Consider the following 14,007-nt stretch of genomic DNA (forward strand, 5'->3'; position numbering starts at 1 on the left):
TTTACACGACAACCATATATCCGGGAATAACTTCAGAATTCAAGTTGAATGAACATGAAGATACCTCCAGTATCTACGTATAATGATTTCTTGTTTCAACATGCTTTCAATATTTAATGCATACCATTAAAAAATCGAGCGATACAACTCGGAAGGATTGGATGCCACTCTACCCGATAGGTGAATCAGCGCATCGTCCACGCGGTTCAGAAGCTTCTTAAGTTGCGAGGCGTCCATGTGTTGAAAAATTGAAACATCATTGCAGCTGACCACAAATTTAAGAGTATGAATAAACATCACCTTATCCAAATCCAGGATAGAATTCTGTCCCGTTAGCTGGATGACATCCTGAAGCGAAAAGGAAGATGGAGAAAACATGCAATTATTCTCCTTCATATACAATGCCTTGAGCATGCATCCTAAAGCGCGATCACTAAACAAGATACATACATGAGCAGAGGTCGGATGCATCAACCGGGCTGCTGAGTTCATATAGATCTGTACGTAATGCTGCATCTTAATCATTAATTTGGAATGAATAGAGGATTCCTGAATTTTTAACAGCCTATCTTTGCTATCTCTGCATTCATCGATGGAGGTTAAATGATTCACATACGTCAGCTCCTAATCCGTTATTGGCGATACCCCAGCTGCGACTGAATTCCTTTAATGGTCTTTCCAAAATTGCAGATGCATAAAAAGTATTTCTAGCTCAGTTGATCAAAAAGAGTAAACATATAGAAATAAATACTCACTTAGGATGCATAAATAAATACAAACTACATACAATATTACCGTATAGTAGTAATTTATTCAAATAACTTATTATCTATGTATTATTGCGAATCAAAACATTCCCTACACTTCTATTAAAGAGAGGTGTAAAAATGCCTGATGTCCTAAAATTAGTCGGAGCACGTATAAAGGATCTTCGTAAATTAAGAGGATTATCTCAAGAAGCATTGGCAGAAAAGGCTGGCTTCAATATAAGTTATATAGGATTTATTGAACGAGCCGAGCGTAATGTTTCCATGAAGAATCTGGCGAAGATTGCCAGTGCATTAGATGTTGGAGTGTATGAGCTTTTTACATATTTGAAAGAACAAGAAGAACTGCCAGAGGAATCGGGTATGAAAGATATTATTTCTTTACTAAGAGAACGAGACCCGAAAGATATTGAGATGGTCCGAAATATACTAATTGAAATTTTTCGGCGGATTGATGGAATCGAGTAGGAGGCTACCCATTAGTTGAGTAGCCGACCTCTCACACCACCGTACGTACCGTTCGGTATACGGCGGTTCAACCGTTTAAGTGCAATTGACGTAGTCGCTCGTACTGAGCAGGGAAGTCATAATACCCTGCCTGTGCGAGCTTTTCGTTTGTAACAGCGCGGTGCAGTATCGCACTTCCCGCAATGCGCCAGTAGCCCAGCCGGGTGTTTCCCCATGAATAGGCCTGCCACTCTGGTACTCCCAGCTTCCGCAGGTTTTGTACCTTTGTTCTCGGCTTCTTCCATTGCTTCCAGATGTACATGCGCATCCGCCTTCGCATCCATTCATTCCAGCTTTGCAGGATTCGTTTCATGTCGGCTACATAAAAATAACCGATCCATCCCCGAATGTAGACCTTTACGTTCTCCATCACCTGCCTCGCATTCCTGCCTTGACTCCGCCTCGTTAGCTCTTTCAGCTTTCTCTTTGCCTTTGCCAGGGATTGCCGATGTACGCGGATATACACGCCGCTTCCGTTCTTCCCCAAAGCAAAACCGAGGAATTTGAAATGCTTCTGCGCCACTACGCTAACTACCTTGCTTTTCTGCGTATTCATCTTGAGCCTCAGCTTGTTCTCCAGGTACGTCCGGCAGGATTCCTGTAGCCGCGTTGCCGCCCGTTTGCTTCTCGCCAGTACCACGATGTCATCTGCATAACGAATGACGATCACTCCTCGACTTTTCATCTCCTGATCGAATTCGTTCAAATAGATGTTGGCCAATAACGGCGACAAAGGGCCACCCTGAGGAGAGCCTTCTTCTGTTTCGCGGCGTACCCCGTTTTCCATGACTCCGCTTTTCAGGTACCTTTTAATCAGGTTGGTTACGCGCTTGTCCTCGATTTGTTTGCGCAAGAGGGTCATCAACAGCTCATGGTTCAGTGTGTCGAAGTACTTCGAGAGGTCAATTTCTACTGCGTGGCCCCATCCCTGCTCCGCATAAGCTTTCACTTTTCGGATCGCCTGTTGCGCGCTCCGACCTGGGCGGTAGCCGTAGCTTCCATCCGAGAAAAGCGGCTCAAACCGCGGTTGCAATTGCTGGGCGATGGCTTGCTGGATGATGCGATCCACGACCGTGGGAATGCCGAGCTTTCTTACTCCGCTTCCATCTGGTTTGAGGATTTCCTTGCGTCGTACCGGGCTCGGCTTATATCGACCCTCCCGGATGCTTTGCAAGAGTTCGTCTCTGTTTTCCCGCAGCCACGGCAATGCCGCCTCGACCGTCATTCCGTCGATTCCCGGTGCTCCGTGATTGCGCTTGACCTGCTTATAGGCCTTGTTCAGGTTGTCCCTGCTCAGTATTCTTTCCAGCAAGTCGATTGCACCGTCCCTTTCTCTACTCTCCCGAGTGTCGATGCTCTGCGCTCCTGCATGCTCTTCGTGTTCCACACTATCCCTTTGCAGGCAGCCCTTTCGGTATTCTGCTTTCATTGCACCGGCTCTCCTTCCTGTATGTACTCAAGACTTACGATTGTTCGGCCCTTCCCGAAAAGATTTTTTTCTTTCGGTACTATGGTCTCTGCTGACTTCTCACTACAAGCTTTACTCCATCTTTCGGATTTTTTTTCCTACTTGACGTCAGTGAGATCTCCCCGGGTAAGAGCGATAACCTTCCCCTCATCCATCTGCCACATCTACATGATGGAATTCGGGCAGTATTGGACTTTACTTTGCATTGCAAGCTCGTCCGTCCCATCATGCCTTCTATGTGATTTCTGTTCGTCAGACCGAGGGTTTGCCTCCGGCTTCCTTCAGATTCGGCCTCACGGCCGACACCCTTGCCTTTGGCTAACAGTTCCTACTGCCAAGCCTGTAGCGGACTTTCACCGCCAAGTTATCGCCCATGCCGGGCGCACAATAGTTAAAAAAAAAAGCTGATCGGAGTCCGATCAGCTTTTTTTTAGAGTTATCACCAAAATTATAAAATCGATTAGAAGCTAACTATTATACTAAAATATTTTAAATTAGCTGCCTTCTCTCCTGCCTTATATAAAGCGTTTAGCTTGGATTCTAGTGCCCTGTTGCATAGCAATAAACTGACGTGAAGCAGGTTTTTGTCCAAGAAATGCACGGATAAATTCATGTATTCTTGGAGCAACTGATATGAAGAAGAATCGTATCTTGGTAAAAGCAGCCTGCTTCCACTAAGGGTTTATAATAATCATAGTGATAAATTAGAGTACTCGCCTTCGGCAGAGCTCTTCGAAAAATTCGCAAAGAAAATAATCTCACCTAAGATGAGCCGAGCCTCTATTACGGTGTTGATTGGTCTTATACTAGTAGCTGGAGAACGGAGAAAAAGCGCCTACTTTACTAACGATTACGGCACTAGCAAGGGCGCTTCCTGTTAAGGCTTCGGGTTTGATCGAGACGTATGAGAGGGAATTGAAGGAGACATAGAAAGATCCTCTTTTTGTTGTGAGTTTCCAGTTTAAGATTTGAGGATATTCTGAACTTCATTCATTAAATAAGTGTAAGACATCGCTCTTGGATAATAGGCGTTCGGGTGATGGTAAAGAATAAAGACCGTTTGGTGTCAGCCAACATTATGTACTCCAAGCCGCCCGAAGTCTGCTTAAGCTCAAATGTGTGGGCCCACTCTTTTCAATAACTGATGGACACCTTGGAATATGACATCGCCGCAGCACAGAACCAGGTCGGGATTGACGATCCTGATTTGTTTAAGAAGAAGCTCGCCAGTTTCCTGCATGTGATGCTCGACATCTGTATGATTAGCCTTTACACCACCTGCAATCTTTTTTACATTTGCAAAATAGACCTTTCGAAGGAACTCGTCGGCTTCCTCCTTCACGTCTTCATAACGCTGCTCGACTTCATCATATTCCGGGAATCCATGCAGAATTCCGCACGTCCAACGAAGGAATACTGGCCAGGTACTTCTTTTTTTAAAATATTCCTTCTCTCTTACAAACTGCTGCAGATCCCACCCGGCATCTGGCGAATTAACCTCTTTCAGCAGCACCATCAATTTAAGCCATGAGCTTAAACCACGCTGCCTCGTCCACGAGCCCGTCCGCAATGAAAATGCTCTCAGTGCATGCACCGTGAATTCTCCATTGCCCCAAAAGCTCATCAAGTTGGCTGATTATGTTCATTTTTTATAAATTTCCTTTCGTAGCATCATCCTTCATCCCGGCAATGCACCCCGGCAACGGAAAGCCCAGTCTTTGTTCTTTGGCTCCGCCTCCAGAATGCCGTGGGCCTCCTTATGATGCTCTCCCAATATACAGAGAAGTTTTTCGATACTCGCTTCCATCAACCTCCTCGAGATATGTCCTTGGATTCTCATTTCCATCTCTCTATATACTGTAGATTCGAGAATACACTGTACACGCACTTACCCATAATGTCTGCAGTCCTTCAGTGTTTCTATCTATTTGGACTAAGCACTATCTATAATCTATATCATTAATCATTTTATTTTTTGTTGAAGATCCGTTCTCATTCGAGTAAAATCAAATTACGTTCATTAAAAATTACGTACGTAATTAAGGAGAATGTAATACCATGAACTTTAGTTATAGTTTCCCTGCTCTTCGTGGCATTCAAGCTGGAAGAGAATACTATACGGTAATGTGTCCACTTAGGCTGATTCCTAAAATCTTTCTGTTTGACGAGGAAGAAATTCCTGCAGAACATCGCGCCCAACGTCTGATGAATAGATCAAGGATTCCGGATATAACGAACTATATTCTTGAAAACCCCAAAGACTACATATTTTCATCTCTTACAGCATCCGTTGACGGCGAAATGATTTTTCAGGAACATACTAAAGAACTTAAAGATATAGGATATCTTTTAATCTCACTTGATTCGAAATTTCTAATCAATGATGGTCAACATCGTCGAGCTGCGATTGAAGAAGCTCTAAAGATTGCCCCAGAACTTGGCGATGAAACAATTTCTGTGGTCTTTTTTCACGACTTGGGACTTTCCCGCTCCCAGCAGATGTTTTCTGATCTGAATCGGCATGCTGTCAATACAACATCTTCCATCGGCATTCTATATGATCATCGTGACCAATTATCGTTGATTACCAAAGGACTAATTGCGAATATTCCTTTGCTAGATCGATATACTGACCGTGAAAAAGTAAATCTGTCTAAAAACTCTCCCAAGTTGTTTGCATTAAATCATATATTCAATACCAACTGTCGTCTGCTAGGTAAACGAAAAGGCGAAATGATATCCGACCAAGAAAAAGAGTTCGTAAATCAATTCTGGAATCTTCTATGCGCTACGATTTCGGAATGGCAAGAGGTCCTTAAAAAGAAAACATCTCCTAGAGATTTACGGGCAAACTCTATTGTTGCTCACGGCATTTTTTTAGAAGCTATTGGTATTATTGGACACTATCTCTATTTCTATCAACCTGACGAATGGCAAAAATATATTAAGAAGCTAGAGCATATTGACTGGCTTCGAGATAACAAAGAAGATTGGCAAGGTCGTGCTTATAGTCATACGGGCCGCATTAACAAAAACAACGAGACAGTTCAGTTAACAGCCAATATTATAAAAAGTAAAATTGGACTACCTCTCACAGAACAAGAACAGAAAATTGAAGATAAACTAAAGGAGGCATCTCCTCTTGGAACTTAATATATTTAATACCGATAGTAAATTCATAGAAGCAAAAGAATTAGTCAAAGAAGTATATCAATCAGATAAGCGGCCCTGGGTTGTAGGATTTAGTGGTGGTAAGGATTCCACCGCAGTGGTGCAATTGGTCTTTCAAGCATTATCTGAGCTTGATCCGTCTGCCCTAAACAAAAAAGTTTACGTGATCTCCTCAGACACATTGGTAGAAACTCCTCTTATTATTGATAAAATTACAAGAACATTAGGACGTATTCAACAGAAAGCCATTGAGCTTGGTCTGCCGTTTGAGACGCAGAAAGTCCGTCCCAAAGTAGAACAGACTTTTTGGGCTTCCATTATCGGAAAAGGGTATCCCACACCTCGACAGAAATTCAGATGGTGTACTGATCGGTTGAAAATTGACCCTGCTAACCGATTTATTTTAGATAAAGTAGATCAGTTCGGTGAAGTGGTTATGTTGCTTGGTGTAAGAGATTCGGAAAGTTCAACCCGTGCTGCAGTCATGCAGTCACATACTATTGAAGGTAAGACGTTAATGAGGCATTCTACTTTAAGTAATGCCTTTGTATTTGCTCCTATTCGAGCTTTTAAAGTCGATGATGTCTGGGAATTTTTGCTCCAATACGAATCGCCTTGGGGCGACGATAACAATGAGTTATTACAATTATATCAAGATTCCAGTAGCGAATGCCCTCTAGTCGTTGATAAGGAAGTGAAGGAAAGTGCAGGTTCTTGTGGAAACAGTCGATTTGGCTGCTGGACATGCACTGTCGTCAATGAAGACAAGGCATTGAGCGGGTTCATAAATAACGGCGTTGACTGGCTACGCCCACTATATGATTTCAGAAACTTCTTGGTAGAAATAAGAGAGGATCGTACCAAAAGACAGAAGCACCGTATGAACGGAGAGGTTTATCTCACTTCTAATTTAGGCGGTGTTACGAAAGAAGAAATTGAAGCAGGAAAATATCAAAGCATTGAAAAAGCTAATATTAAACAATTTATTAAACAAAATAGTATCAATCTTGCTACAATCGAAGATCTTGAGATATATGTTAAAGACGATGATGGTGAATACAAACGATTTGGTGTCGGTCCATTTACGCTTAGAGCTCGTGAAGAAATATTAAGAAAACTACTACGTACTCAAAAAGCGATTCGTGAACTTCACGATCCTACCATTGAACTAATTACATTCGAAGAACTAAAAGCAATCCGGAAATACTGGCATGATGACCTTCAGTGGGAAGATCGTTTGCCACAGATTGTTGAAGAAGAAACGTGCGAAGTTTATGACTGGCATCACGACGATCGTCCCGTGTTTAAAGAAGATCAAATAACCGATTTAGAAACACTTTGTCAAGAAGAAGGCGTTAACCTTAACCTCCTCAAGCAGCTAATTTCTGTCGAAAAGGATTACTCGGGAGTCAAAGTAAGAAGAGGTTTATTTCAAGCATTTGACAAAACGCTAAAACAAGATTTCTTACATCTATAGAAGGTGGATTCATAATCAATGCAAATAAATAAGCTGATACTTCGTAATATTGGCCCTTATAATGGAGATTTTAATAAATTTGATTTCAGAACAAACGGCAAGCAGAATGTGATCCTGCTCGGAGGAAAAAATGGCGCTGGTAAAACTACAATTTTAGAATCTTTACGAATTGTATTGTTCGGTTCCATGGCATACGGGTTTGTAACGGAAAATGAACCTTATTTCCGCAGAATTCGCTCATTGTTAAACCGCCAAGCTCTTCATGAGGGTCAAAAAAATTACCAAATTTCACTTGATTATACTTCCACTGAAGAATTCGAACCAAATCAATATTCGCTCATCCGAAGTTGGACGATCAAGAATGAAAAAATAAGAGAATACTATTCGATTCAAAAAAACGGAAAGCATCTTAGCGCTCAGGAGATATCCGACTATCAGAATAAATTGCGAGAGGAAATGCCTCCTCGTTTATTCGAATTATGCCTCTTCGACGGGGAAGATATTTCCAGAATTGTATCTGAAGAAAAGATCCCTGAATATCTCAGTGAATCAGGCAAAATTCTTTTTAATCTTGATCTTTTTATGAATTTAGAGAAGGATTTGCAAACTTATCGTCTTCAATATACTCAAAAAAATGCGGATACAACAAAAGAAATTGAAGAGCTAGATAAAGTAGAGTCCGAAATTTCAACCCTAAAACAAAGTATTGAAGAAATAGAACTGCAAAAATCCAACTACGAAGAAGAAATTATAACCCTTACTGACCTAATTCGGAAAGATAAAAAAGATTTTGAAATTCATGGCGGCCTAATTCAAGAAAAACGGCAGGAGCTTGTCACCCAAGTAAATCGAATTGAAAATCAGAGGAAGGTCAATACCGACAACATTAAACACTTTGTCAATTCATTATTTCCGTTTTATATTGCCCGTAACCAATTAGAAGAAGTTGACCGCCAGCTTCGAGTCGAAAAACAATATGAGTCATTCGAGTTTGTTGCTGCAGCTCTAGAGAAAAACAAACTTGTCCAATTGGTAAATAGCCTACAATCAGACAGCGGTTCATTGAAATCTAAATTGGATGTTAATCAGCTATATGAGGGTATTCTAGAGATGCTACAGCCAGAAGAAGCTCAATTAATTCACCGTGCTTCTTTCGAGCATCAGAGTGAAATCCATAGCTTATTCAAACAGATTACATCTCTAAAGGTTCTAAATTATATTGCTCTTTTCGATGAAAACGCCAAACTCTTAGAAGAAACTCAAGAACTCAGAAAAGCTATAGAAAAAAATGACTCATCTAGCGAATTCAAAGACCTTCTCGAAAACATTGAACTAAAAACCAAGAGAGTCGAACAACTAAAAATATTAACTGAACAATACCAAAATGAAATCCAAATCTTAACTGAGAATATTCAAACGAAAGAAACATTCGCTAACAAAACTAGAGAAAAGATTAAAGAGTATCACAAAGGAGAGAACTCTTTCCTTATGACTGAAAAACTACTAACAGTCAGTCAACGTTTCAGAGAACGTCAGTGGCGTAAGAAATTGGATGATGTTACTAATGAAGCTACCAAAATGATTAACATTTTATTTCGAAAAAAAGCATACATTGACCGCATGCATATCGATCATACTTCATTTGAGTTACGCCTATTCAATAAAAACAAGCAAGAAATCGTCAAAGAACGCCTTTCTGCCGGCGAAAAAGAAATGCTTATGTTAACGGTCATTTTGGCAATGTTCAAAATATCCGGATGGAAGCTTCCTTTTGTTTTCGATACTCTTTTTGGACGCCTTGATTTGGATCATAAAAACGCATTAATACAACACTTTATTCCTCTGTGCGGTGATCAAGTCCTGATTTTTACTACAGACTCAGAGATCGGTACCGAACAATTTGAAATCATCAGAGATATCACTTCCCAATGCTATACATTGGAATTTAATGAAGGCCAAGAAAAAACAGAAATCGTAAAAGGTCACTATTTTAATTTGACCAGGGAGAACTGTCATCAATGAATTTTACGTTAAAAACATCTAAATACACCAAAGAGACACTTTTACAACTTCAAGCTTCCACTGGAATTACCCCCAATATTCTCATTCGTTATGCTGTGGCACTATCACTAAGGAATAGTGACCAAGGGGCTGAAATAATTCCAATTACAAAGGATTTCTCTGATGGGTTAGTCCTTAACCGGAGTACAGTAACTGGCGAATATGACTATGTATTTCGAGCATTAATTACTCAGGCAGCTGGAAGAGAGCTTTCGGATGAAGAGTATTTCCCTGGACTTTTCAATGCTCACTTAGAACGCGGAATTAGAACACTAGCTGGAGAATATAAAAGTGCAGGTAACTACGAAAAATTTATACGTGCCTTGCTACTTGAATAGAAAGTAGGTGACTTTATGCTCTATTTAGATAACAGTGCGACGACAAGAATTCATCCTGAAGTTCTCGATGCAATGCTTCCCTATCTTAAAGAAGAGTACGGTAATCCCTCCAGTAAGTTTTATTCATTAGCCGAGAATGCCAAAAAAGCTGTGACCAATGCACGTGAGCAAGTAGCTGAATTATTAGGATGCGATTCTGACGAGGTTATTTTTACAAGCGGAGCAACCGAAAGTAACAATTTGATCATTAAAGGCGTAGCTGACTATTATGGTAAGCAAGATTCTAACAACAAATTTATGCTAACCTCTAAAGTAGAGCACCCTTCCGTGATCGAAACATTTAAGTATTTAGAAGAACGCTATATCAACGTCAATTTCTTGGATGTAGATCAATTTGCAAGAGTCACTGCAGATCAGGTAAAAGAAACAGTTATTCAAAATAAACCACTGCTCACTTCAATCATGTGGGGAAACAACGAAATTGGCTCTATAAATCCAATTGAAGAGATTGCATCTATATTTGAAGAAAATAGTCTGTTCTTTCATACGGATGCAACACAGGTTATAGGTAAAGTTCCTATAGATTTAAATAAACACAAGGGCATTCGTTTCCTCTCCTTGTCTGGCCATAAAATTGGTGGTCCTAAAGGTGTAGGGGCTGCGATTATTCGAAAACAATCCAAGGAAATTTTCACAAGATTGACCCCTCTTTTCCATGGTGGCGGCCAAGAAAATAATTATCGTAGCGGTACTTTAGCGGTTCATAACATTGTAGGGTTAGGTAAAGCTACTGAGTTAGCTCGTAAGAATCTCGATAATAATGTTAAGAGACTCAATGAACTAGAACAATACCTTACAGATATATTGAAGACAAATTTAGGGGACAAAATAAAGTTTAATAGTGATGAGAAGAACAAAATCCCGGGGTTAATTAGTGTTCAATTTGTCGGAGTCAATAATGAGCTTCTTCTGAAGAAGCTCTCGGCGTATGCGGCTCTTTCCTCCGGGTCTGCGTGCAGTTCAAGCAAGCCTAGTCATGTACTAAGTGCGGCTGGGAAGTCTCTGGAGGAAGTTCGACAGACAATTAGGATAACGTTAAGTTCGGGAATCACTGAGAATCAGCTAGATTTGTTTAAGCAGATAAAATAAACTTCATATCTTAGAAGATTCTGTGCAGGCTCGTTTATAGGGGGCCTAAAATGGTAGATACTTATAATGACTCAAATACAAAGTCTTGTTTAGGCATTCGAAATAAGCGTGGGTGAGACCCAATGCTGTTTCAAGTTCTTAAAGTGATCCTGAAATCTCATGAACTGTTTTGGAGTTACATCAATTTTATAGACTCTGTAATGTGGTTAAAACCCTTTATTTACAAGGGCTTTAACCACCGCCTATTATATATTGGTTTGAGTTTGAATGATCATTGACGGCGTTTATCAACAAGCCGTCCTGTCAACAATTTGATTGATTATTCTCTTTATTCAAAGAAAATAAATTAGTGTCTCATAGCATAATTTGATTGTCGTTCAAAATTCATAAATTTTTGTTCATTATACGATCAGCAATTAAATTAAAGCCAGCTCGTGAAGCAAACCCCATAAACTCTCCACCTATCATCCAATCCTCATCATTAACTGTAGTTTTATTTAATACATTTTCAAATTCCTCAACAACCAAGTTTTTAAAGTCTTCTAACGATAGGCCTTCTTTAAAATTTCTTCTGACAATTCTTGTTAGTACGATGTGTAAAGAGTTTACTCCAATGCCTTTTTGAATATTATAATATGAATTATACTTCTCTTCGTTTTTTATATTGAAACATCCAGACCATTTCTTCATTATTAAATCCCAACATTCAATTAACATTAACCGAAAGAATTCAGTATAATATTTCGCTTCTGTATCATTACTTATCTTATTTTTTTCCCAAAAGAAGGAGAGCATATCAAATAACGATTTATTAAAAGCATTTATAGATATAATTCTCCCCGATTGCTCAGGACCAACTTTAATAGTATTGTACCAAACAGAATTCTCATTAGCGTTAATAGACTTTGTTATTTTGGTAGCTATATCTTCAATAACTTCAGCCTTATTTAAGTAAAAATTATCTTCGCCTCTATCGCGTATCTGTTCTCTAAGTCGAATTGCTAAATCCGTACTAACTTTTTTTCCTTTACTATTGATATTAATAAATGTGTTTATTTCATAAATCTGTTTTTCTTCAGGAATTACCATTATAATGACAGGAATCTCATATTGTTTTACTTCACCATATTTATTTTCGTCGACCTCTCGTAACTGCCTAAACGCTGCAATGCGATGCTGTCCATCTACCACTCTTAATTTTCCAACAATACTAAGTTTATTTTGGTTGTACTCTATATTTTCAGGTTCACTTGCTGTTAAAATTGCCGGAGGTAAGATGGCTTCATTTCCCTGAAGATATTTCGTTATTTTTCTAAAATGACTAGGTAGTAAGGGTCTTTGATAGCCCTTGGAGTTTTCTTCATCGGAGCTAAATTGCAGAACGTACGTTCCATGAACTAACTCTTCAATTGTTAATACAATTAAATGCATTGAAAAGTTATTCTGATGAGCAGTTATAAAAGGCTTATTCTTAATCATACTAAACTCCCCCCTCCAGTTGAGTAGAGAAGACTTTTTAGTTCTTCCTTTGAATCGATTCCCTTATTATCATCAACTAGTGTCTTTAACATTGCAAAATTAAAATTCTCAGTAAACCATGGTATGTCAGGTTGTGAAATCAACTGGTAAAGCTCATTTAAAAGTGAACTGCTTACACTAACATGAAGTTCAGTTTGTATTTCTATACATATTAAATTGCATATAATTTTTTCTATACTGTCTAAATTTGTCTTTACCTCAAATAAGTCTTCCTCGTTGTTATTGACAAAATCCTCTATTATGGTATTTATTCTCTTTTGCTTCCCATTGGGTAAAAAGTAATCAATTTTTTTATACTCATTAAATGCCTTTACAATACCCATCTTTACTCCATTAAACAATGAAGAATGACCACTATTACTTGTATCAAGATTGGCCTGAAAACCTATATATGCCTCCAACAAATGTGTCGCCAGCAACTTTATATTCGTTTCTAATGTGTTTGCACTATTATGGATATTAAATAATCCAAAAAGTATTCTCCAAAAAACATCTCTAGAATTAGCTAACTCGAGGAAGTACGAGGCTAACTTTTCTTCTTGACTATGTATAAACCCAAGACGGACATCATCAAATTTAAAATCATTTTCTGTTAATGGTTGAGCCAAGATCTTCGAGATTAACTGTGATGAAATTTGTAAAGCATTTGCTCGGCTTGTATTTTTCATCTCAGCGAAAATAATTGCATCATAAACTTCCCTACAGTCTAAACTACATTTTAATAATAAGTCTATACGAGGTTGGTATGTATCATACATAAATTTGGCAACCATTTGCTTAATTTCTTGCAATTGACTATGAGGGTCCTTAGTACCAAGTTGATTTTGTATTCCTTTAAGTTGACTATCAATATTCTTTAATAAGCCAAGAATAGTTTTCATTAACTCCCCATAAAAGTCAGAACCAACTAAATATTGATAATTCTTATAAACTAACATATGTTCCATTTCGCCCCAGAACATATTAATGAGAGATTTTATCTGTAGTTCCATAGGGAACTCCTCGTTATTATCAACCCACACGCACTTTATTCTATATATATCCTCACCATTTTTTTGAGTTTCTGGTTGAGCTTCTAATAATATTTTGAAATAAGCCTCACCTGAAGTATTCGTTCCAGGCAAGCATTTAAAACCCCGCTCTAACGAATGAGTAAATATTTTTAAGAGTTCCCTATAAATCTCTCTCTCCTCAGAGTGTAGTAAACAAACAAGTCTCAAGCCTATTAAATCTGGTAATTCTTTAATGAATTGGTCAGGATTATGATACTTATCATAATATCTTTTTCTAATTATTTTTTCTCTTAAACTAGTGGGCCCCTTTACCCTTGCTTGAAGGGAAAGTTTATTCCCTAATTTGTCAATTACATTTTCCTCTAAAAAGGCCTCGACGGTCTCTTTTACAATCTTCAACTTTGTTGTTTCTGCTTTTAATTTTTCTTCACATTGATCAATGAATAAATTCAATGAAGCATCCATTCGATAGGTTCCTCCCGTAAGGCCTCTATTTATTAATTAATATATCACAGAC

Annotated in this window: 11 protein-coding genes; 6 read left to right on the plus strand and 5 right to left on the minus strand. The window is 38.8% G+C overall.

The window, feature by feature from the left end; translation table 11 throughout:
* Positions 1–126: 126 nt before the first annotated feature.
* Entirely contained in the window at positions 127–612 is a 486-nt protein-coding gene (locus ACQKPA_RS25945) for a hypothetical protein (protein ID WP_427495360.1), read from the minus strand.
* Positions 613–887: 275 nt separating this feature from the next.
* Here ACQKPA_RS25945 and ACQKPA_RS25950 point away from each other — a divergent pair, with 275 nt between their 5' ends.
* On the plus strand, positions 888–1,235 hold the full coding sequence (locus tag ACQKPA_RS25950) for a helix-turn-helix domain-containing protein (RefSeq protein WP_427495361.1): 348 nt from the start codon (positions 888–890) through the stop codon (positions 1,233–1,235).
* A 67-nt stretch (positions 1,236–1,302) separates the two neighbouring features.
* Here the strand turns inward: ACQKPA_RS25950 and ltrA are convergent, their stop codons facing one another.
* Together ltrA and ACQKPA_RS25960 are read right to left on the minus strand one after the other, a co-directional pair.
* Entirely contained in the window at positions 1,303–2,703 is a 1,401-nt protein-coding gene (gene ltrA, locus ACQKPA_RS25955) for a group II intron reverse transcriptase/maturase (protein WP_427495362.1), read from the minus strand.
* Positions 2,704–3,853: 1,150 nt separating this feature from the next.
* On the minus strand, positions 3,854–4,336 hold the full coding sequence (locus ACQKPA_RS25960; RefSeq protein WP_427495363.1) for a hypothetical protein: 483 nt from the start codon (positions 4,334–4,336) through the stop codon (positions 3,854–3,856).
* Between the two features lie 464 nt (positions 4,337–4,800).
* On the opposite strand from ACQKPA_RS25960, the gene dndB reads away from it, so the two are divergent.
* The 5 genes from dndB to ACQKPA_RS25985 are packed head-to-tail and all read left to right on the plus strand — an operon-like array spanning position 4,801 to position 10,938.
* The gene (gene dndB / locus ACQKPA_RS25965) at positions 4,801–5,895 is read left to right on the plus strand and encodes a DNA sulfur modification protein DndB (RefSeq protein ID WP_427495364.1); all 1,095 of its coding nucleotides are present in this window, start codon (positions 4,801–4,803) and stop codon (positions 5,893–5,895) included.
* Entirely contained in the window at positions 5,885–7,390 is a 1,506-nt protein-coding gene (gene dndC / locus ACQKPA_RS25970; protein ID WP_427495365.1) for a DNA phosphorothioation system sulfurtransferase DndC, read from the plus strand. The genes dndB and dndC overlap by 11 nt, the downstream gene beginning before the upstream one ends.
* Before the next feature lie 18 nt (positions 7,391–7,408).
* Positions 7,409–9,412 carry a DNA sulfur modification protein DndD gene (gene dndD / locus ACQKPA_RS25975; RefSeq protein ID WP_427495366.1) on the plus strand — a complete coding sequence of 668 codons (2,004 nt, stop codon included), beginning with the start codon at positions 7,409–7,411 and terminating at the stop codon, positions 9,410–9,412.
* On the plus strand, positions 9,409–9,789 hold the full coding sequence (locus ACQKPA_RS25980) for a DndE family protein (protein WP_427495367.1): 381 nt from the start codon (positions 9,409–9,411) through the stop codon (positions 9,787–9,789). The genes dndD and ACQKPA_RS25980 overlap by 4 nt, the downstream gene beginning before the upstream one ends.
* Positions 9,790–9,804: 15 nt before the next feature.
* Positions 9,805–10,938 carry a cysteine desulfurase family protein gene (locus ACQKPA_RS25985; RefSeq protein ID WP_427495368.1) on the plus strand — a complete coding sequence of 378 codons (1,134 nt, stop codon included), beginning with the start codon at positions 9,805–9,807 and terminating at the stop codon, positions 10,936–10,938.
* A 384-nt stretch (positions 10,939–11,322) separates the two neighbouring features.
* Here the strand turns inward: ACQKPA_RS25985 and ACQKPA_RS25990 are convergent, their stop codons facing one another.
* On the minus strand, positions 11,323–12,417 hold the full coding sequence (locus tag ACQKPA_RS25990; protein ID WP_427495369.1) for a DGQHR domain-containing protein: 1,095 nt from the start codon (positions 12,415–12,417) through the stop codon (positions 11,323–11,325).
* The gene (locus tag ACQKPA_RS25995) at positions 12,414–13,955 is read right to left on the minus strand and encodes a hypothetical protein (protein ID WP_427495371.1); all 1,542 of its coding nucleotides are present in this window, start codon (positions 13,953–13,955) and stop codon (positions 12,414–12,416) included. The genes ACQKPA_RS25990 and ACQKPA_RS25995 overlap by 4 nt, the downstream gene beginning before the upstream one ends.
* Positions 13,956–14,007: the final 52 nt, after the last annotated feature.

The sequence above is a fragment of the Paenibacillus sp. NPDC093718 genome, assembly GCF_050279985.1.
Lineage (GTDB): Bacteria > Bacillota > Bacilli > Paenibacillales > Paenibacillaceae > Paenibacillus_AQ.

Excerpts from the sequence above, each read along its gene's own strand:
- ltrA (WP_427495362.1), bottom strand. The coding sequence starts at position 2,703 with ATGAAAGCAGAATACCGAAAGGGCTGCCTGCAAAGGGATAGTGTGGAA.
- ACQKPA_RS25990 (WP_427495369.1), bottom strand. The coding sequence starts at position 12,417 with ATGATTAAGAATAAGCCTTTTATAACTGCTCATCAGAATAACTTTTCA.
- dndB (WP_427495364.1), top strand. The coding sequence starts at position 4,801 with ATGAACTTTAGTTATAGTTTCCCTGCTCTTCGTGGCATTCAAGCTGGA.
- ACQKPA_RS25985 (WP_427495368.1), top strand. The coding sequence starts at position 9,805 with ATGCTCTATTTAGATAACAGTGCGACGACAAGAATTCATCCTGAAGTT.
- ACQKPA_RS25980 (WP_427495367.1), top strand. The coding sequence starts at position 9,409 with ATGAATTTTACGTTAAAAACATCTAAATACACCAAAGAGACACTTTTA.
- ACQKPA_RS25995 (WP_427495371.1), bottom strand. The coding sequence starts at position 13,955 with ATGGATGCTTCATTGAATTTATTCATTGATCAATGTGAAGAAAAATTA.
- dndD (WP_427495366.1), top strand. The coding sequence starts at position 7,409 with ATGCAAATAAATAAGCTGATACTTCGTAATATTGGCCCTTATAATGGA.
- ACQKPA_RS25950 (WP_427495361.1), top strand. The coding sequence starts at position 888 with ATGCCTGATGTCCTAAAATTAGTCGGAGCACGTATAAAGGATCTTCGT.